We start from the raw sequence: 19,830 nt of genomic DNA, 5'->3' as shown, positions 1-19,830 counted from the left end.
ATGGTGCATTGAGCTCCCCCTGCGTTATCATTGAGAAGTTAACTATATTCATCCTTTTATTGTGCGTCTGTCCCAAATCAAACTTGCGGGTTTTAAGTCCTTTGTCGACCCGACAATTATTCCCACGCCTGGCCAGTTGGTGGGCGTGGTGGGTCCGAACGGCTGCGGCAAGTCGAATATTATTGATGCAGTCCGCTGGGTAATGGGCGAGACTCGTGCGTCTGAGTTGCGCGGCGAGTCCATGCAAGACGTCATTTTTAGTGGATCGAGCCAGCGCAAAGCGTCTGCCAGAGCATCAGTTGAGCTTGTTTTCGACAACACGGATGGACGGGCAGCCGGTCAATGGGCGACCTATGCAGAGATTGCAGTGCGTCGAGTACTGACCAGAGACGGCACGAGTAGCTATTTCGTCAATAATCAGCAGGTTCGTCGCCGTGATATTCACGATATTTTTCTCGGTACGGGTTTAGGATCAAAAGGCTACGCCATCATTGGTCAGGGGATGATCAACCGGCTCATTGAGGCTAAGCCTGAAGAACTGCGCGTTTATCTCGAAGAGGCCGCAGGGGTCTCACGTTATAAAGAGCGTCGCAGAGAAACCGAAAACCGTTTGTCGGACACCCGTGAGAACTTGACACGACTCGATGATATCTTGCGCGAACTGAACTCGCAGCTCGACAAGCTCGAAACTCAAGCCGAGGTAGCGCGTGAATATCGCGCCCTGCAGACAGACGGCGAAGCCAAGCAAAACGCGCTTTGGTATCTCAAGGAATTGACCGCCCACGAAGAACGGGCAAAAGTGGCGGCTGATATTGAGCAGGCACAAAATGAGTTAGAAGCGCTCATGGCGAGTGTGCGTGCCCAAGAGGCTGCGCTCGAGTCGCGGCGTCAGGCACACTATCAAGCAAGTGATGCGGTCCATGCGGCACAAGGTCGACTGTATGAGGCCAATGCCAGTGTCAGCAGTCTTGAGGCAGAGATCAGGCATGTGGTTGATTCACGCAACCGGATGCAAGCCCGTAAAGCCCAGCTGCAAGAGCAGATGGCCGAATGGCAAGCTCAGCAAGCGCATTGTCAAACCCAGATTGCAGACAGCGAAGAAGACCTGGCCGCTAGTCAGGCCCGACTAGAAGAAGCCCGCGCCTCAGCCGAAACGGCTCAGGCGGGTTTGCCAGAAATCGAATCGCGCGTGCGACAGGCCGCTTTGGTCAGGGAAGACATGCGGGTTGGTCTGGCTCGGATTGAGCAGGGCTTGGCCTTGGTGGCGCAAAGCCAGCGCGATACCGATCGACAACTAGAGGCGCTTGAGTTGCGAACCGAACGACTCAGGCTTGAGCTCTCTGGCGTCCAATCTCCTGATGTTGCCGAGCTTGAAAAGCTTGAAGGGGATAAGCTGGTTGCGCAAGAGCTTCTCGAAGAGGCCACCGGTCGCTTAGCAGAGCTTGAGGGGCAGCTGCCCGAAGCAGAAACACGGCGCGCCGAGGCGCAAAAAAAATCATTGTCTGATGCAGAAGCGCTTGCAAGGCTTGATGCCCGTCTGTCGGCACTGACCAGTCTGCAAGAAGACGTTCAGAAAAAAGGCGCGCTAGAGCCCTGGTTGGCCAAACATGAGCTCACCAGTTTATCCAGACTATGGCAAAAATTGCATATTGAAGCCGGTTGGGAAACAGCACTTGAAGCCGTTTTAAACGAGCGCATGACCAGCCTCGAAGTTCGTAATCTAGATTGGACTCGTGCTTTTGCTCAGGATAAACCTCCTGCTCGCGTGGCTTTCTATCAATTACCGGTGCCTGCTGCGGCGCCGGCGACGGCTGGCGGACTCACATCACTGATTTCTCTAATGCGGATCAGCGATCCTGAGTTGCGCACCTTACTTAATGGCTGGCTAGGGCAGATTTATATTGCTGCCGATCTGGCCGAAGCTTTAGCTAAAAGAACTAGTTTGCCAGTCGGCGCATCCTTGGTTCTGCAATCCGGTCATCTTGTCGATGCTCAGAGCGTGCGGTTTTACGCACCTGATTCTGAGCAATCAGGATTACTGGCTCGTCAACAAGAGATCGAGAATCTGCAGCGCGAAATCAAAGCGAATTATTTAATCGCTGATCAAGCACGCACTGCAGTTTCGCAGGCAGAAGCTGCATGGCAGCAAATCACCCAGGCACTGGGACCCGCTAGGCAACGAGTAGCAGAGATCACCAATCGGCTATACGACCTGCAGCTTGCCTATACACGGGTTCAGCAGCAACTGGAGCAGACCCGTGCACAGTCTGGGCGTTTAGAGCAAGATATCGCTGAAGTGAAGTCACAAAAAGAAGAACTTTTAGCTGCCCAAGAAGAGGCTAATGCCAGGTTTGAAGCGTTTGATGGCGAGCTCGCTGTGAAGCAACAAGCGTATGCCGACGCTGAGGTCGCAGGTGAGGCGATTGCTGCCGAGGCGGATACGGCTCGTGCTTGTGTGCGGGATCAAGAGCGTGGTGCCCAAGAAGCCGAGTTTCACGAAAGAAGTGTTCGCTCGCGCATTGCTGAGTTGCAAAGAAATCTGCAACTGGCCAGAGATCAGTTAGCAAGGGCGCAACAAGAGTTGTTATCGATTGATGCTGAACTGCAAACTTTGGATGCTGCTGCGGCACAGGCTGGTTTGCAAGATGCACTCGAATCGCGCTCGATCTGCGAGGAGACCTTGGGATTAGCTCGTATAGAAATGGATAATTTGAGCGCTCAGCTCAGGCAGGCGGACGAAGAGAGACTGACCCTTGAGCGATCGGTAGAGCCTAAGCGAGAGCGTATTGTCAGCTTGCAACTACAAGAGCAAGCCTCCAGGCTGGCTGCAGAGCAATTCGCCGAACAACTCGACGCTCGTCAGGTTGATCGTGTTCTGGTGCAAGCTGAAATCAGCAGTCAGTCCGAACAATGGTCCCGCACAAGTTGGCTGCAATCAGAAGTGCAAAGTATTATGCGCCAAATTGAAGCGCTGGGTGCCGTGAACCTTGCGGCCCTCGACGAGCTCACGAGCTCACGCGAGAGAAAAGGCTTTCTTGATTCTCAGGTAGGTGATTTAAATTCGGCCATCGAAACCCTCGAAGATGCGATCCGTAAAATCGACCGCGAAACACGCGAACTGTTGCAGACGACGTTTGATCAGGTGAACGGTCATTTTGGTGAGCTTTTCCCCAAATTGTTCGGTGGTGGAGAGGCGCGTCTGATCATGACAGGCGACGAGATTCTCGATGCCGGGCTGCAAGTGATGGCTCAACCCCCGGGCAAGCGCAATACCAGCATTCACTTGTTGTCTGGTGGTGAGAAAGCGCTGACTGCGACCGCGCTGGTCTTTGCGTTATTCAAACTGAATCCTGCCCCGTTCTGCTTGCTGGACGAAGTGGATGCGCCGCTTGATGATGCGAACACCGAGCGCTACGCCAATTTGGTTGGTAGCATGAGTGACCAAACGCAATTTCTATTCATTTCGCATAATAAAATCGCCATGCAGATGGCAAAACAGTTAGTTGGAGTCACGATGCAAGAGCAGGGCGTATCCCGCATCGTGGCAGTAGATATCGAATCGGCTCTTCAGTTCGCCGCTGAAGCAGCTTGAGAGCAGAGCTGACCTATGCCTGAGTTGCAGATCGCCTTACTCGCCATTGGTGGCGTTGTCATTGTTTTGTTACTGGGATTTAACTGGTGGCAGGATAGACGTGTGCGTCGACGGATGCAGGCTACCTTGCCTTTGGTCGAGAAAGACCCACTCTTTAACGAAGTGGAAGACAGTTTGCCGAAGCGCCGTGAGCCTATTTGGGGTGGTGAGGATGCTGACAGTTTGACAATCGGTCACCTCGGTACGGCTAATGAAGAAACGATCGTGCAAGAGTCTGAAGAGCCGGATCCGACTATTGAAGTCGTCATCGAAGTTACCTTTCAATCACCCATCAGCGCGCAAGATCTCGCAGAGATCGCGCAGCCCTTGCGCAGCGCGGGGCGTAAACCCATCCGCGTTTTTGCCCAGGACACCGAAGGGCACTTATCCAGAAAAATCAATCCAGCGAGCGCCTACATCTCTATGCAGGTTGCCGTGTTGTTGGCAAACAGAAGCGGCGCCCTAACCGCGATTGAATGGTCGCAAATCTGGAATCGACTCCAATCTCTTGCAGATCAAATGGAGGCCACAATTGAAGGTCCTGAGCAGCAAGCCGTGCTTGAAGCAGCGTTGCACCTAGACAGCGCCTGTGCAGCACTGGATCGGCAGGTTGGATTGACTTTGCGCACACGGTCTACACGAGCAGTTGCCGATGTGGTTAGCACCGCTAAGAGTATGGGTTTCATTGCCGAAAAAGGCTCGTTAGCCTGGTATGGCGATCACGGATTAGTTTGCTTTACGTTATTTCGTGCCGACGCTGAGTCTTTTGATGCAGGGATGGCCGGCGTTGATACCTTGACACTTTTACTGGATGTGCCCTGCACACCAGCCGACACCCGTGCCTTTGGGCGTATGGTTGAGATTGGTCTGGAGTTGGCTCGCCGGCTGGGTGCTGAGTTAGTGGATGACATGGGGCGCGAGGTTGCACAAGGATCGGATGTTTCGATCGATGAGCAGTTACAGGTCTTATTCGCACAGTTGGCGAGCGCTGGTTTCCCTGCTGGCAGCCAACGTGCGTTGCGGGTTTTTGCTTGACACGCGTTGTTTTGAATGATGCTTGATTTCATTGCGGCGAGCGAGCGAATTGCGCAGTTGCGCAAAGAAATCGATCAGCACAATCACAGCTATTACATCAATGATTCACCCTCTATCTCGGACGTCGAATATGATGCCTTGATGGGTGAGTTAGTCGCTATCGAAGCAGCACATCCGCAACTGATTAGTCCAGAGTCACCGACTCAGCGGGTGGGATCAGCACCGCTAAGCGCGCTTGGTGGTGTCACACACCAAGTCCCAATGTTGTCTCTCGGCAATGCCTTTGAAGAGGATGAGCTGAGAGCCTTTGATAAGCGGGTGGGCGATGCACTGCGTGCTGCAGGCAAGCTCACCTCTGATGGTGCTGTCGAGTATTTCTGTGAACTGAAACTCGACGGACTCGCGATCAATATCCGCTATGAAAATGGCCTGCTGGTTCAAGCGGCAACACGCGGAGACGGTCAGACTGGCGAAGATGTTACGGCCAATATTAAAACAATCAAATCCATTCCACTCAAACTTCGAGAGGATCACGAACCAGTACCCGCTGTCCTCGAAGTGCGCGGTGAAATATTCATGAATGCGGCAGACTTTGCTTTGCTGAATGAAACGCAAGCTAGCAGAGGGGACAAAATATTCGTGAATCCACGCAACGCGGCTGCAGGGAGCCTGCGTCAGTTGGATCCCCGAATTACTGCTCAACGACCACTTAGATTTTTTGCTTATGGTTGGGGCGAGGTTTCGCGCGAAATGCCCGCGTTACATAGCGAGATGCTGGACTGGTTTGCTACTTTGGGATTGCCGGTCAATCACACCGAGCACTTCCTTGCCCAGGGTGCGACACAGTTGCTGACCTATTACCAGCGTGTGGGCGAAAAACGAGCCACACTGGGTTATGACATTGACGGTGTCGTCTACAAAGTCAATGATCTGGCGGCACAACGAGTTCTGGGTTACGTTGCTCGCGCACCGCGTTTCGCCATTGCGCATAAATTCCCCGCACAAGAGGCAACCACCACCTTACTTGGTATTGACGTGCAGGTTGGCCGGACGGGGGCGATCACACCGGTTGCCCGATTAGACCCTGTGTTTGTCGGGGGTGTGACGGTCACGAATGCTACTTTGCATAACGAGGATGAAATTCGTCGTAAAGATTTATGGATCGGTGATCGTGTCGTTGTGAGACGAGCAGGGGACGTCATTCCAGAGGTCGTTGCGCCTATCCTGGCGCGGCGCCCCGTTGACGCTCGGTATTTTGTGATGCCCGTCGCCTGCCCCGTTTGCGGATCTGCCATTGAGAGAGTGGACGACGAGACCATTGCGAGATGCACGGGTGGTTTGTTCTGCGCTGCTCAACGCAAACAAAGTCTTTTGCACGCTGTCAGTCGTAAGGCGCTTGATATCGAAGGATTGGGAGAGAAACTGATCGATCAACTGGTTGAACGTGATCGTTTGCATTCAATCGTCGATCTGTTCAGTTTGACGGTTACAGAGCTCGCCGAATACGACCGTATGGGTGAGAAATCGGCACAAAATGTGGTGGATTCGATCCAGGCCGCTCGACGACCAACGCTGGGGCGCTTGATCTTTTCGCTGGGGATCAGGCATGTGGGAGAGACCACAGCTCGTGATTTGGCGAGACACTTCGGATCGATACAATCCCTGGTCGATGCGGATATCGACGCCTTGCAAGCTGCACCCGATGTGGGCCCGGTTGTTGCGGGTTCGATTAAACGGTTCTTTGCAGAGCAGCATAATCTTGACATCGTGATTGCGCTGAATGCGCAAGGTATCGTTCCCGAGCCAGAGCCCGTCGCACAGCTGTCGGCCCTTAACGGAAAAACCTTTGTGCTGACTGGGACGCTACCGGTTTGGTCTCGCGATGAAGCTGCCGCCGAGATTTTGGCCGCTGGCGGTAAGGTGAGTGGGTCCGTATCAAAGAAAACCAGCTTTGTCGTTGCCGGTAGTGATGCTGGCAGCAAGTTGGCTAAGGCCACTGAGCTTGGTGTGCCGGTGATCGACGAAGCTGTGTTGCGATCGATGCTCCATTAAAAAAGCCACAAACCGTTAGAGATTGTGGCTTGTTTAAGGCAAATATTTATTTCAAATATTTGCTGCAGATGGTTTATTGAATTTTCGCTTTATCGCGCAACGCTTGCTGATACTTGGCAAGTGTTTGCTGACGCATACGCTCTTCCATTTGTGGTCTTACTTTGTCAAAACTTGGTATTTCGACTGGACGAGTATCCTCGACTTCAATGATGTGCCAGCCGAACTGGGTTTTAACAGGTTTATCAGCTAAAGCACCTTTCGCGGTGGCTTTGACCGCCTCAGCGAAGGGCTCAACGTAGTTCGTGGCAGGCGCCCAATCAAGTTCACCGCCTTTGTCGGCACTGCCCGGATCTTTCGAATTCTTTTTAGCCAAGTCTTCAAACTTGTCTGATTTATTCTTCAGTTTGGCAAGAATGTCGTTCGCATTCTTTTCGTCCTCAACCAGAATATGGCGAACGCGGTATTCCATGACACCTTCTTCTGCCTTTTTGAGCTTGTCATATTCGGCTTTCAAATCAGCATCGCTAATCGCATTCTTTTTGAGGTAATCAGCCATGAGCGCACGTACCAAAATGCCTTGCCGCGCTAATTCGAGCTCAGTCACGACGTTAGCGTCTTTAGCAATGCCTTCTTTCTCTGCCGCCTGCACCATGACCTGGCGATTAATCATCTCTTCTTTGACTTGCTTGCGCAGTTCGGGTGAGTCTGTCGCGCCTTGGCCTTTCAGCAGTTCAACAAATTGATCCATGCTTTTCTGGGTGATGGCTTTGCCGTTTACTGTTGCGATGTTTTGAGCCAAAACAGGTGAGGCAATCAAAATTGCTGCCGTCAGCATAGCGATACGTTTCATGAAGTTCCTTTTGAGGGCGCCCGAGTCTTTAACGCTAACGCGTGGATCGGGAAGGGGATTAAATCGCGCACGAGATCATACACCAGTCGATGTTGCGCAATCATCGGTAGTGTTTCAAAACAGTTGGCCACGATCGTGGCGCGAAAGTGACTGGCCCCACCTGAGTTGCCCGCATGGCCAGCATGGAGATGAGACTCATCTTCAATCAGTAGCTCTTGCGCATTTAGCGTCTCGAGCCTTGCCTGCAGCAGAGCATAATGAGGATTGGAACTCATGGCTCGTCACCTTTATTTTCGGTGACCGGTTGCATGTGCTTGCCCAGCCAGATCGACTGCACAATTACGAAGACGACCAAGAGCCCCATCAAACCGAAAACCTTGAAGTTCACCCATTGCTCTTCCGTGAAGTGCCCTGAGAAAGCGACGAACAGGTTGGCTATTCCAGCACAGATAAAGAAAACCGCCCAGCTGATATTCATTTTCGACCAGGCGTGGGGCGACATGATGACTTTTTCGCCCAGCAGCTTTTGCATCAAGTTACGTTTTAAGGCGAATTGGCTCACTAATAGGGCTGAGCCAAATAGCCAGTACAGGGCGGTTGGCTTCCATTTGATGAAGGTGTCATCTTTTAGCCATAGGGTGGCCCCACCGAAGATGACGATGACGCCAAGGTTGATCCAATGCATCCCCTCGATCGGCTTACGTGACAATTTTAGCCAGATAATTTGTGCAATCCCTGCGGCCATCGCGACTGCCGTTGCTGCGTAAATACCGCTGATTTTGTACGCGACAAAGAACAAAATCAGTGGAAACAAGTCGAACAAGAATTTTTTCATATCTGGTGATCAACTGGTTCGAAGGTCAGCGAAAGGGAGTTGATGCAGTATCGCAATCCTGTCGGTGGCGGACCATCGGGGAAGACATGGCCGAGGTGGCTATCGCAGACGTTGCAAATTACCTCTGTCCGCAACATGCCATGACTGGTGTCTTTTTCTTCACGAACGTTTTCTGGATTAATAGGGTCAAAGTAACTAGGCCAGCCACAGCCCGCATCGAATTTTGTATCTGAAGCAAATAACGCGGTGCCGCAACCGACGCAACGGTAGATGCCGTGCTGGTTATGATCCCAGTAACGGCCCGTGAAGGCGCGTTCTGTGCCTTTCTGTCTGGCGACGTAGTACTCTTGCGGCGAGAGTTGGGCTTGCCACTCAGCGTCAGTTTTATTTATTTTTGCCATATCTGCTCTTTGAGTTGAAAGATTGGAAAAAGTTCTGTTGCATAATCCTCGTACATGTTAATCCAGTTTAAAAATGTCACTGTCATACGCGATGAGCGCAGCGTTCTGCAGGAACTCGCGTGTGATCTATCAGAGCATCGGATAGGTATTTTAGGCTCCAATGGCTCTGGCAAAAGCACCTTGTTGCGCTTGATCAATGGTTTGACCCTGGCAGGCACTGGTCAAGTGATCCTTGATGGCCTCGAGGTTTCCCGGCATCTATCCGAAATCCGCAGAAAGGTTGGGTTTATTTTTCAGAATCCCGATAATCAGCTTGTTTTACCGGTTGTTGGTGAAGATATTGATCTGGGGCTCAGGCGATTAATTGCCGATCGCTCTGCTCGCGCGCAGGCTGTTCGAGATGCCCTCAGCATGGTCGCTTGTGAGCACTTGATTGATCGGGTCGTGCACACGCTATCTGGTGGTGAAAAACAGCTGGTTGCTTTGGCAGCGGTTTTGGCAACTTCGCCCGAGATTATCTTGTTTGACGAACCGACAACACAACTGGATCTCAAAAATGCCAGACGCTTCGCGCGCATGCTTGCTGAACTCCCTCAGCCTTGTGTTGTCGTGAGCCATGATTTGGCGTTGATGCAGACAATGGATCGAGTCTTGGTTATCGATCAAGGTCGTGTCGTTCAAGACGGTAGAGCGATGGATTCCGTCGCTTGGTATCAAGAGCATTGCACATGACTCAGACGAACCAAGCGGCAGAGAAGTCATGGCTTGAGCGTCAGCGGGCTGGTTATAAATTATTATTTTTATTGGTTTTCTCCTCTTTTCTGCTTAATGTCCAAATTGTCTGGATCCAACTCGCTGGGTTGTCAGGGGTGATTATTTTGCTCTTTTCTGCTGGCTTGATCACCAAGAAACTTTGGCAAAGCGCACGTTCTTTTCTTGGGTTGATCGTGATGATTTTTGTTTACAGTGCCTGGCTGCAAGGCTGGGAGCTTGCCTCAGTGACTGGGTTAAGGATGTTGTCGCTGCTCTTGCTAGCGCTGGCGTTGTCGTGGACAACGCCTGTGTCAGCGTTGATGGGTGTCGTCCAGACTTGTTTAAAACCTTTGGATCGTCTGGGATGGGTGAACAGCGCGACAATTTCCCTGACGTTTGGTTTGACGCTCAGGATGATCCCCGAGTTGTCGCTGCAATGGCGTGAGATCCGCGAAGCTCAAATGGCCCGAGGCCTGGATCGGCATGTTTTGATATGTATTGTCCCCATGATTGTGCGGACGTTAAGGCGTGCGCAAGATATCGCAGACGCAATTGATGTCCGGCAAGTAAACAGGTAAAAAAATGAAACTCAAATCGATTGATCTTGTTCTTATTGCGTTAATGACTGCGCTACTGATCGTGCTGTCCTTGGTTGCGCCTATTCCTATTGGTGTCATACCCGTCCCTGTTACCTTGCAGCTTCTGGGGGTCATGTTGGTTGGTTTGATATTGGGTCCATTGCGTGCGGCATTGGTTGTCTTGCTCTACGTGTCCATGGCGTTGGTTGGTATCCCTGTTTTGCCGGGTGGTCGAGCGGGCTTGGCTGTTCTAACGGGCCCAACTGGGGGTTTTTTGCTTGGGATGATTCCAGGTGCAAGCGTCGTGGGCTGGCTTGGGTATCAGTCAGAGGCAGTCAAGTGGCGGGCTAGATCCTCCGGGGGGCAAATCGCGCGAGGGGTATTGGCCGGTGTAGCGGGCGGGGTGGTCGTGGTCTATGCCCTGGGTGTACCTTGGATGATTTGGGTGACTGGCCTCACACCCATCAAAGCGATGGTCGCAGTTGCCATTTTTATCCCAATCGATATTGTCAAGGCAGTGATCGCTTCAGTGCTGGCTTACCAGGTGAAGCGATCGATCAACGTTTAGAAATTCAGTGTCTGGCCTTCGGTCATCGGAACAATCTTGATATCGCTGCCTTTCATTGCCGCCTGAAACTCAGCTAGGGTGCCGGGTGTCAAAGGGTTAGAGTTGTAGTGCATGGGCAATACCATCTTGGGTTTAATCCAGGTCTTGATAGCGTAAGCCGCTTCTTCAGGACCCATGGTGAAGTTGCCACCAATTGGGATCATCACCAGATCAGGTTTGTAATATTGGGCAATAAAGGCCATATCGGTAAACAGGCCTGTATCGCCCATGTGCCAGATTTTGAAGCCATTTTCCAACTCAATAATAAAGCCGATTGGCTCGCCACCTGCGTGGGATACAGGTTTACCCTGGGCGTCTGGCCATACGATCAGTGAAGAGTGATCGGCTCTCACTGCTGTAACTTTGATACCTTCCAGCGGTTTGACAGTGCCGGATTTATTAAAACGGTGACCCAAATCTGCAGGCAAGGCACCGATCATGATCAGTGGCGTCACCATGTCCGCCGGGCCATACAGTTTGGTTTTGTTGAGCTTTGCCAAGTCGGGTGCATCACCCAAGTGATCACCGTGACCGTGGCTCACGAGCAAGAGGTCAATCTTGCCCAAAGCTGCGAAGTCGTTTTTGTATTTTGCTGGCGTTTTGGGCCCGCCTTTGATCCAGGGATCAACCACGATTAGCTTGCCGCCTGGTGTTGTGATACGAAAACCAGCCTGACCCAACCACTCGATCTGTGTGGCAGTTCGCACGCTCGCTGTATCTGTTTTACTTGCTGTGGCTTGTGCCCAGGAGGTCGACACAACGACCGCACTGGAGAGGAGTGCGATCAATGAAAGACCGCAAGACAAGCTGGCTTTTTTAAAAGAGTTCATGTTCTCTCCATTTGCTTACGCTCAAACCATGCGTTAAGTTCACCGACAATACCTTTGCGGAATGCAAGCACACACACAACGAAAATGAGGCCAATCACGATGGTCACTGATTCACCTAAGTGGCTGAACCATTCCACCCCAGTCCAATCATAAAGGGCCGCACCGAAGTCACCAACTTTATTTTCAAGTAACACGATGATGAAGGCACCAATGACGGGCCCGACCAGTGTTCCCATGCCGCCGACCAGTGTCATCAGCACAACCAGACCGGACATTTGCCACGTGGCGTCAGACAGGGTGGCCGAAACAAAGACCAAGGTTTTGGTCGCGCCGGCAAGACCGGCCAGCATAGCTGACAGCACAAATGCAAGTAGCTTGAAGCGATCAACGTCATAGCCAAGCGATATTGTCCTTGCTTCATTCTCTCGCAAAGCTTTGAGTACTTGCCCGAATGGAGAATGAACGACTCGCCAGATAAGGAAATAAGCGGCGGCAAAAATAAACAACACGAGGTAGTAAAGGTTGATATCGTTCTTTAAATCGACTAGACCAAATAGCAAGCCGCGTGGCACCCCTTGAAGACCGTCTTCGCCACCCGTGAACTTTGCCTGAAGAAAGAAAAAGAACACCATTTGAGACATGGCTAGCGTGATCATGGCAAAGTAGATTCCGCTGCGCTTGATCGCCAGTGCACCAATAGCCAGCCCAAGTAAACCTGAGGCCAGCACTGCGATCACCATTGCGATTTCTGGTGAGAAACCCCAGACTTTAATGGCGTGACCCAGCGTATAAGCTGACGTACCGAGAAAAGCTGCATGTCCGAATGACAGCAGTCCGGTGTAACCAAGCAATAGATTAAAGGCGCATGCAAAGAGCGCGTAGCACATGATTTTCATGACAAAGATAGGATAAATTCCTAGCACGGGCACAAAGGCGAGCAGAATCAGAAAAACAAGGTAGGCGAGCGTTTTACGATTCATTTTTCTTTCCCGAAAAGCCCGGCGGGACGAACAAGCAGGACGATTGCCATGATGATAAATACTACGGTGCTAGAGGCCTCTGGATAAAAAACTTTGGTTAAACCCTCGATGATGCCGAGCCCCAGACCTGTAACGATTGCACCGAGTATGGATCCCATTCCGCCAATCACGACAACGGCAAAAACCACAATAATCAAGTTGGACCCCATCAGCGGTGAAATCTGAAGAACGGGTGCAGCGAGCACGCCCGCAAATCCAGCTAATGCAACACCAAAACCGTAAGTCAAGGTGATCATGAGGGGGACATTCACACCAAAGGCTTCAACCAGCCGGGGGTTTTCCGTCCCGGCACGCAACAATGCGCCTAAGCGTGTACGCTCAATGATGAACCATGTAAACAGACATACCACTACCGAAGCCACGACTACCCAAGCCCGGTAATTTGGCAGGATCATAAAGCCCAGGTTTGTGGCCCCACGCAGCGCGTCGGGCGTGGCGTAAGGCAAGCCAGAGACACCATAAAAGCTTCGCAATAATCCTTCGAGGATCAAGGTGATACCGAAGGTCAGCAACAATCCGTAGAGATGATCAAGCTTGTAGAGATGCTTGAGCATGAATTTTTCAATCAAGATACCGAACAGCCCAACGAGAATAGGCGCAACAGCGAGCATGACCCAATAATTAAGTCCAAAGTAACTTAAGCCCATCCAGGCAAGAAAGGCACCCAGCATGTAGAGCGCGCCGTGAGCGAAATTAATGACGTTGAGTAGGCCAAATATGACTGCCAAGCCGAGAGACAAAATTGCATAAAAAGAGCCATTGACCAGGCCCAGCAATAGCTGCCCCAGAAAAGCCTGTATCGGGATACCAAAAATTGTCATCATCGTGTTTCGTATGGCAAAAATAATGAATACCAAAAGGCCCTTGTCTGCCAGAACAAGGGCCTGTTAGTGTTACTTGTTAATGAGTGAGCAAGTTGATTCAGAAAGTTTGGTAAACACCTGATCACCCGGAAGCGTTGCCAGCACTTTGTAATAATCCCAAGGGGCTTTCGATTCTGCGGGCGTTTTTACCTGCATGAGGTACATATCATGGATCATGCGGCCATCCTGACGAACGTAACCTTCTTTGGCAAAGAAATCGTTGACCTTGTTGGACTTCATCCATTTCATCATGGTGTCCCCATCGTCTGATCCAGTCTCTTTGACGCCTTTCAGGTAAAAACTGACCGAGGAGTAGTCGGCAGCGTGCAACATCGAAGGTTGATGCTTGCTGCGGGCAACAAATTTCTTAGTCCAGTCGCGTGAAGCCTCACTTTGATCCCAATACCAGCCATCAGTCAAGTACATACCTTGTGTCGCTTTGAGACCAAGCGCATGGATGTCATTGATGAACAGCAACAGACCAGCCATTTTCATGGTTTTGGTGATGCCGAACTCATCAGCGGCTTTGATCGAGTTGATCGCGTCGCCGCCTGCGTTGGCCAGACCAAGAATTTGTGCACCTGAGCCTTGTGCCTGGAGCAAGAACGACGAGAAGTCAGCCGTGTTCAGTGGGGCTTTTACTGTCCCTTTGATTTCTCCGCCGCTCGCTTTGATCACCGCGGTCGTGTCACGCTCAAGAGCGTGACCGAACGCGTAATCAGCAGTCAGAAAGAACCAGGTCTTACCGCCGTCATTGACCACTGCTGCACCCGTACCTCTGGCCATCGCAACGGTGTCGTAGGCGTAGTGAACAGTGTAGGGTGTACATTGTTTGTTAGTCAGATCGGACGTACCCGCACCAATCGAGATGAATGGCTTTTTCTTCTCAGCGGCAACGGTTGCCAGGGCGAGGTTAACGCCAGAGTTTGTGCCACCGATGAGCACGTCGAGATTTTTCTGGTCAAACCACTCGCGCGCGCGCGCAGTTGCAATGTCAGACTTGTTCTGGTTATCTGCGATCAGGAGCTCAATTTTTTTGCCGTTGATATTGCCACCGGCATCTTCTATGGCCATGCGAATGGCTTCCGCGCCGGCAGGGCCGTCGATATCGGCGTAGACACCCGACATGTCGGTGATATAACCAATGCGAATGACGTCATCCGAAACGGCAGCAGAGGCAAATTGGCTTCCTAAAGCCAGACCAGCCAAGACAAGGGCAGAGTTTAATTTGCTTAACTTCACGTAATTCTCCTTTTGGGCACCAGCCATCGATCATGGTCAAGGCACCGATTCAACCTAGGGGATAACTTCGGCGATAACGGCCAGATTGCGATAATACAAGGAACTGGTGCTTAAACCCCGAGTAACTCGTTCAGCACGCCTTGTTTCGCACCAAGTTCGCCGGCGTCAAAATGCTCAACAATCTGCCCGTGCTCCATGACGTAGAAGCGATCAGCCAGCGGTGCAGCAAACCGAAAGTTCTGCTCCACCATCACAATGGTGTAGCCTTTTGCTTTCAGTGTCGTGATCATCCGGGCGAGCGCTTGCACGATTACCGGTGCAAGTCCTTCTGAAATTTCATCCAGCAGCAACAGGTTTGCACCAGTACGCAATATTCGGCCTACTGCCAGCATTTGCTGCTCACCACCAGATAGTCTGGTGCCCGGTGAATGTTTTCTCTCGAGCAGGTTGGGGAACATCTCGTAGATTTCCGACAACGACATCCCACCCCCAAGAGCACCGACCGGGGGCGGCAACAGCAGATTTTCTTCACAGGAGAGGCTGGCAAAGATGCCGCGCTCTTCCGGGCAATAACCCACCCCGAGGTGTGCAACTTTGTAGGTCGGCATATCGATGGATTCTGTGCCATGGATCCGGATTGAACCTGTGCGCGTGCCAGTCAGGCCCAATATTGAGCGGAGCGTCGTGGTGCGACCCGCTCCATTTCGTCCCAGTAAGGTGACGACCTCACCCTGATTGACGGTTAAATCCACACCGTGAAGGATGTGAGATTCACCGTACCAGGCATTCAGACCTGAGATTTCAAGTGCGGGCATGTTCATGCATGTGCTCCTTCGAGCTCGCCCTGTGTGGTGCCCATGTAGGCCTCCATCACGAGGGGATTACGGGAGACGCTGGCATAGTCACCTTCTGCGAGGACGCTGCCTCGAGCAAGTACCGTGATTTCGTCTGCGATTTTAGAAATAACGCTCATGTTGTGTTCGACCATCAAAACGGTACGACCTTCGCTCACCCGTTTAATTAATTGCGTGACACGATCGACATCCTCATGACCCATTCCTTGCGTCGGCTCATCAAGCAACATTAATTCGGGATCCATCGCGAGGGTCGTTGCGATTTCGAGTGCCCGCTTACGACCATAAGGAAGGCTACCGGTGATTGTGTCTGCAAATTCGCCCAAGTCAACTTGATCCAGTAACTGCCTCGCTCGTTCATTCAGTTGATCGAGACAACGCTCGCTGCGCCAGAAGTGAAAAGACAGGCCTGTTGGCCGCTGCAAACCAATCCGTACGTTCTCAAGTACCGTCAGGTGAGGGAAGACTGCTGAAATTTGAAATGACCGAATAATGCCCCGACGAGCGATTTGTGCTGGGCGGTCACCGGTAATATCAACACCATTGAAATGAATTTTGCCTCGAGTTGGTGCAAGAAATTTAGTCAACAGGTTGAAACAAGTCGTTTTGCCAGCACCGTTGGGGCCAATCAGCGCATGGATGTGTCCGCGCTTGACGCTCAGTGCGACGTCGTTGACTGCAACGAAGCCACGAAACTCTTTGGTGAGCCCTTGCGTTTGAAGAATAATGTCGCCCATGCTGATCGGATCCGGTATCACTAGTTTAGGGAACCGATTATGCGCAAGTGCAGCAAAAACTTCAATGCGGGTTTGTCATAGGGTTCAGATGCAGGTCGGATGACTTGACAATGGTCTGACTCATTGAGCTTTTGTCTTGCTCCGGTATTCGCATAAGTCAGCAATGCCACACTGCGGACATTTGGGTGTGCGAGCGACACATACATAGCGACCTAGCAAAATGAGCCAGTGGTGCGCGTTGAGCAAAAATTCATCCGGGATGAACTTAAGAAGTTTTTCTTCGACTTCAAGCACATCTTTGCCAGGGGCTATCCCAGTGCGGTTTGATACCCTGAATATGTGCGTATCCACGGCCATCGTAGGCTGGCCAAAAGCGGTGTTCAACACGACATTAGCTGTTTTGCGACCGACCCCGGGAAGGGCCTCAAGCGCTTCTCGATTATCTGGGACTCCGCCCGCGTGTTGCTCAATGAGCATTGAGCACGTTGTGATGACATTTTTGGCTTTCGTTTTATACAAGCCAATACTTTTGACGTACTCACACAAGCCTGCTTCGCCCAATTTCAGGAGTGCTTTCGGTGTACCGTATTTAGGGAAGAGTTTGCGGGTGGCCAGATTGACCGATTTGTCAGTTGCTTGTGCAGACAGCATGACAGCGATGAGTAGCTGAAAGGTGCTGTGGTATTCAAGCTCGGTCGTTGGATTTGGGTTGGCTGAGCGTAACCGTGAGAAAATTTCGTAGCGCTTTTGTCTGTTCATGTGTGGGCTCTGCGCGCCCGCGCTTTTGCCAGCATCTGGGCAATCAACGTTTGCTTGTCTGGGCTGGCAGGACGTGGATCGGGTGGTGTGGCGTTTTCTTGTTCAAAACGCAATGCCTCCGGCCCCTGAGTGACGCGGTTTTTTCGGCTTTGGTAGCGACTTCGTGCGCGCTTGGCATCTTCAGACGTCCAGGTGCGTGCTGGGGTCACGTCAACCATCGTGATGCAGTCAACCGGACAGGGTATCAAACACAAATCGCAACCCGTGCATTGGTCTGCGATGACTGTGTGCATCCGTTTTGCAGCCCCCACAATGGCGTCAACTGGACACGCCTGAATACAGAGCGTGCAACCAATGCAGTGTTTCTCATCAATGAGCGCGACTTGCAAGGAATGATGAATGCCACAACTTTCATCTAGTGCACTGGGGCGGCGGTTGAGCAATTGAGCAAGTTTAACGATGCCCTCGTTGCCACCGGGCGGGCATCGGTTGATGTCCGCCTGATCGGTGGCGATGGCCTCAGCATAGGGCTGACAGCCCTGGAAACCGCACTTCGTACACTGCGTCTGGGGCAGCAGATCGTTGATCTGATCGGCTAGCATAGGCGAGTACTTAAGCTTGACGAACGAACTCTGCTATTTGTGGGCAGATGGTGTTGCGCCAACGGCTACCCGAAAAAATACCGTAATGGCCACATTGAGGTGCCGTATAGTGTTTTTTTCTGGCAGCTGGGATGCCTTTGCAGAGGTCTTGAGCAGCGCGTGTTTGCCCCTCCCCCGAAATATCGTCTAACTCGCCTTCAATCGTGAAAAGTGCAACGGATTTGATATCTGCAGGTTTAACTAGCTTGCCGTCAACTTCCCAGGTGCCGTTTGGCAAGTCAAAATTTTGAAACACCATGCGGATAGTGTCGAGGTAGAACTCGGCTGGCATATCGAGCACGGCGTTGTACTCGTTATAGAACCTACGATGCGCTTCAGCATCACCTTCATCGCCCCGCAGGAGATCAACATAAAAATCGTAATGAGATTTCAAGTGACGATCTGGATTCATTGCCATAAAGCCAGCATGCTGAAGAAAACCAGGATAAACCTTGCGACCATACCCGGGGTGGCGCGGCGGTACAGAATGAATGACTTCATTCTCGAACCATTCAAAGGGACGCGTTGTTGCCAGTCTATTGACTTGAGTCGGTGAACAGCGCGGGTCGATTGGCCCACCCATCATGACCATACTCTTGGGTAGGGCAGGGCTCTTGTCAGAGGCCATCAGCGAGATAGCGGCCAGAACGGGAACTGTAGGTTGACAGACCGAGACGACATGCAAGTCTGGTGATAAATGCTCAACAAAGCTGCGTACCAGCTTAACGTAGTCATTGAGATGAAAGGGGCCGTGCGAAGCAGGCACCATTCTTGCGTCGACCCAATCCGTGACGTAAACATCGTGGTTTTGTATTAATGCCCGCACCGTATCGCGCAACAACGTTGAATGATGACCCGACAGCGGGGCAACGACAAGTAATTTAGGCTGAGTCTGAGCCGTTTTCGCCGGGAGGTCGCGCACAAAATGGATCAAATTACAGAAGGGTGTGGCCATTTCTGTTTCTATTGAGACAGACACTTTTTTGCCATTCACTTCTGTGTCGGTCAACATCCATTCGGGCTTTTCGTAGCGTTTGCCAATTCGGTGCATGAGCTCATAGCCGGCTGCGATATTGCGCGCTACTGGTGAGTAAGCGAGTGGACTACTGGGGTGAGAAAATAGTGCAGCACCAATGTTTGCAAAGGTGGCCATCGGGCCAAGGATCGCGTGCTGTACATCATCATGTAACTTATAAAGCATGCTTAAGTCCTAGTTTGATTGATTATTTAATTATTCTAGTGCCCAGATTATCGCTCAAACTCATGTTGCAACGCAACAAGATAAAGCGATCGTGTAGGTTACCAGTAGTTTTCAACGGCAAGATTACCCGCTACCCCACGGCGACCTGCGACGAAACCTCTTGCCGATAATAGTTTCCGCATGTCTGTCACCATCGCTGGATTACCGCATAGCATGATCCGGGATGAGCTTGGATTGAGTGCGATCCGCACACGTTGCTCGAGTTCTCCGGATGACAGCAAGCTGGTCATCCGGCTCGGTTGCAGCAGGTCCGGATGGACGTTAGGTGATAGCTCAGGCGACGATAGCTCTTTTGAGGTGACGGGCAGGTAAACCAGTGGCTTATCCGCCTGAATCAGCTCAAGCATCTCGTCGCGGTAAGCAAGCTCACTTGCGTGCCTGACACCGTGAATCAGGATCACTTTTTTGAATTGTGCCCAGACCTGCTGGTCTCGCAACAGGGCAATATAGGCCGATAGCCCCGTTCCGGTGCAGAACAGCCACAGGTCTTCTCCGTCGGGGAAGCGATCGAGGGTAAGAAAGCCATAGGCCGTTTTATCAATCAGAATTTCATCACCAACAGATAGGCTGGCCATCGCTGGGCTGAATTTGCCCCCGGGAACTAGTACAGAAAAAAACTCTAATTCTGTTTCTTTCGGGCTGGACACCATGGAGTAAGCTCGCCACTCTTCAGCTAGATCTCCGTTAGTGGCTGTCGCAATTGACAGCCCCAGCCGGGCAAACTGGCCGGGCAAAAAATTAAAGGCTGGATCCTTAGTCACGCGTAGCGAAAACAACTTTTCGTCCAGCCAAACCTTTTTGGCCAATACGCTCTGTCTGGTATAGCGAAGCTCTTTGCCAATCACCTGAGAGCCGCTTGTA

At 51.6% G+C, this 19,830-nt stretch carries 20 protein-coding genes; 6 read left to right on the top strand and 14 right to left on the bottom strand.

The features are described from left to right. Positions 1–61 precede the first annotated feature (61 nt). The 3 genes from smc to ligA are packed head-to-tail and all read left to right on the top strand — an operon-like array spanning position 62 to position 6,718. Positions 62–3,592: a chromosome segregation protein SMC gene (gene smc / locus BCM14_RS10180; RefSeq protein WP_106227919.1), complete on the top strand. Its 3,531-nt coding sequence runs from the start codon at positions 62–64 to the stop codon at positions 3,590–3,592. 15 nt (positions 3,593–3,607) lie between these two features. Further along, entirely contained in the window at positions 3,608–4,666 is a 1,059-nt protein-coding gene (locus BCM14_RS10175; RefSeq protein WP_106227918.1) for a cell division protein ZipA C-terminal FtsZ-binding domain-containing protein, read from the top strand. 15 nt (positions 4,667–4,681) lie between these two features. Then, entirely contained in the window at positions 4,682–6,718 is a 2,037-nt protein-coding gene (ligA, locus tag BCM14_RS10170; protein WP_106227917.1) for an NAD-dependent DNA ligase LigA, read from the top strand. A gap of 73 nt (positions 6,719–6,791) precedes the next feature. Here the strand turns inward: ligA and BCM14_RS10165 are convergent, their stop codons facing one another. From BCM14_RS10165 to msrB, 4 genes are read right to left on the bottom strand one after another with little or no spacing between them, the layout of a single operon-like run. Then, on the bottom strand, positions 6,792–7,568 hold the full coding sequence (locus BCM14_RS10165) for a peptidylprolyl isomerase (protein ID WP_106227916.1): 777 nt from the start codon (positions 7,566–7,568) through the stop codon (positions 6,792–6,794). Then, complete coding sequence (locus BCM14_RS10160) at positions 7,565–7,843, bottom strand: BolA family protein (protein ID WP_106227915.1); 279 nt, start codon at positions 7,841–7,843, stop codon at positions 7,565–7,567. The genes BCM14_RS10165 and BCM14_RS10160 overlap by 4 nt, the downstream gene beginning before the upstream one ends. Continuing rightward, positions 7,840–8,403, bottom strand: coding sequence for a septation protein A (locus BCM14_RS10155; protein WP_106227914.1), 564 nt, complete (start codon positions 8,401–8,403; stop codon positions 7,840–7,842). The genes BCM14_RS10160 and BCM14_RS10155 overlap by 4 nt, the downstream gene beginning before the upstream one ends. Continuing rightward, complete coding sequence (gene msrB, locus BCM14_RS10150) at positions 8,400–8,804, bottom strand: peptide-methionine (R)-S-oxide reductase MsrB (RefSeq protein ID WP_106227913.1); 405 nt, start codon at positions 8,802–8,804, stop codon at positions 8,400–8,402. Before msrB ends, BCM14_RS10155 begins: the two co-directional genes overlap by 4 nt. 54 nt (positions 8,805–8,858) lie before the next feature. Between msrB and BCM14_RS10145 the strand changes: the two genes are divergently transcribed. Genes BCM14_RS10145 through BCM14_RS10135 form a run of 3 tightly spaced genes read left to right on the top strand, consistent with a single transcriptional unit; the run spans position 8,859 to position 10,703 of the window. Next, positions 8,859–9,536, top strand: coding sequence for an energy-coupling factor ABC transporter ATP-binding protein (locus BCM14_RS10145; protein WP_106227912.1), 678 nt, complete (start codon positions 8,859–8,861; stop codon positions 9,534–9,536). Further along, positions 9,533–10,135 (top strand): energy-coupling factor transporter transmembrane component T family protein, encoded by a 603-nt coding sequence (locus BCM14_RS10140; RefSeq protein ID WP_106227911.1) that lies wholly within the window; start codon positions 9,533–9,535, stop codon positions 10,133–10,135. Before BCM14_RS10145 ends, BCM14_RS10140 begins: the two co-directional genes overlap by 4 nt. 4 nt (positions 10,136–10,139) lie before the next feature. Beyond that, entirely contained in the window at positions 10,140–10,703 is a 564-nt protein-coding gene (locus BCM14_RS10135) for a biotin transporter BioY (protein ID WP_106227910.1), read from the top strand. Here the strand turns inward: BCM14_RS10135 and BCM14_RS10130 are convergent. The 10 genes from BCM14_RS10130 to BCM14_RS10085 all read right to left on the bottom strand — a co-directional run bounded on the left by BCM14_RS10130 (position 10,700) and on the right by BCM14_RS10085 (position 19,811). Further along, entirely contained in the window at positions 10,700–11,572 is an 873-nt protein-coding gene (locus tag BCM14_RS10130) for a metal-dependent hydrolase (RefSeq protein WP_106227909.1), read from the bottom strand. The genes BCM14_RS10135 and BCM14_RS10130 overlap by 4 nt on opposite strands. After that, positions 11,569–12,552, bottom strand: coding sequence for a branched-chain amino acid ABC transporter permease (locus BCM14_RS10125; RefSeq protein WP_106227908.1), 984 nt, complete (start codon positions 12,550–12,552; stop codon positions 11,569–11,571). Before BCM14_RS10125 ends, BCM14_RS10130 begins: the two co-directional genes overlap by 4 nt. Then, complete coding sequence (locus tag BCM14_RS10120; protein ID WP_106227907.1) at positions 12,549–13,436, bottom strand: branched-chain amino acid ABC transporter permease; 888 nt, start codon at positions 13,434–13,436, stop codon at positions 12,549–12,551. The genes BCM14_RS10125 and BCM14_RS10120 overlap by 4 nt, the downstream gene beginning before the upstream one ends. A 69-nt stretch (positions 13,437–13,505) precedes the next feature. Then, positions 13,506–14,717: an ABC transporter substrate-binding protein gene (locus BCM14_RS10115; protein WP_106228019.1), complete on the bottom strand. Its 1,212-nt coding sequence runs from the start codon at positions 14,715–14,717 to the stop codon at positions 13,506–13,508. 110 nt (positions 14,718–14,827) lie between these two features. Next, the gene (locus BCM14_RS10110; RefSeq protein WP_106227906.1) at positions 14,828–15,538 is read right to left on the bottom strand and encodes an ABC transporter ATP-binding protein; all 711 of its coding nucleotides are present in this window, start codon (positions 15,536–15,538) and stop codon (positions 14,828–14,830) included. Further along, positions 15,535–16,314, bottom strand: coding sequence for an ABC transporter ATP-binding protein (locus BCM14_RS10105; RefSeq protein WP_259673555.1), 780 nt, complete (start codon positions 16,312–16,314; stop codon positions 15,535–15,537). The genes BCM14_RS10110 and BCM14_RS10105 overlap by 4 nt, the downstream gene beginning before the upstream one ends. 114 nt (positions 16,315–16,428) lie before the next feature. After that, complete coding sequence (gene nth, locus BCM14_RS10100; protein WP_106227904.1) at positions 16,429–17,067, bottom strand: endonuclease III; 639 nt, start codon at positions 17,065–17,067, stop codon at positions 16,429–16,431. Continuing rightward, positions 17,064–17,669, bottom strand: a complete 606-nt coding sequence (locus BCM14_RS10095; protein WP_106227903.1) for an RnfABCDGE type electron transport complex subunit B — start codon at positions 17,667–17,669, stop codon at positions 17,064–17,066. Before BCM14_RS10095 ends, nth begins: the two co-directional genes overlap by 4 nt. A 10-nt stretch (positions 17,670–17,679) precedes the next feature. Continuing rightward, on the bottom strand, positions 17,680–18,909 hold the full coding sequence (locus BCM14_RS10090; protein WP_106227902.1) for a polyhydroxyalkanoate depolymerase: 1,230 nt from the start codon (positions 18,907–18,909) through the stop codon (positions 17,680–17,682). Positions 18,910–19,007: 98 nt separating this feature from the next. Continuing rightward, positions 19,008–19,811, bottom strand: coding sequence for a ferredoxin--NADP reductase (locus BCM14_RS10085; protein ID WP_106228018.1), 804 nt, complete (start codon positions 19,809–19,811; stop codon positions 19,008–19,010). Positions 19,812–19,830 lie beyond the last annotated feature (19 nt).

The sequence above is a fragment of the Jezberella montanilacus genome, from assembly GCF_003003055.1.
Taxonomy (GTDB): domain Bacteria; phylum Pseudomonadota; class Gammaproteobacteria; order Burkholderiales; family Burkholderiaceae_B; genus Zwartia; species Zwartia montanilacus.
The sequence above is the reverse complement of the archived record's forward strand: the minus strand, read 5'-3'. Positions and strand labels throughout refer to the sequence as shown.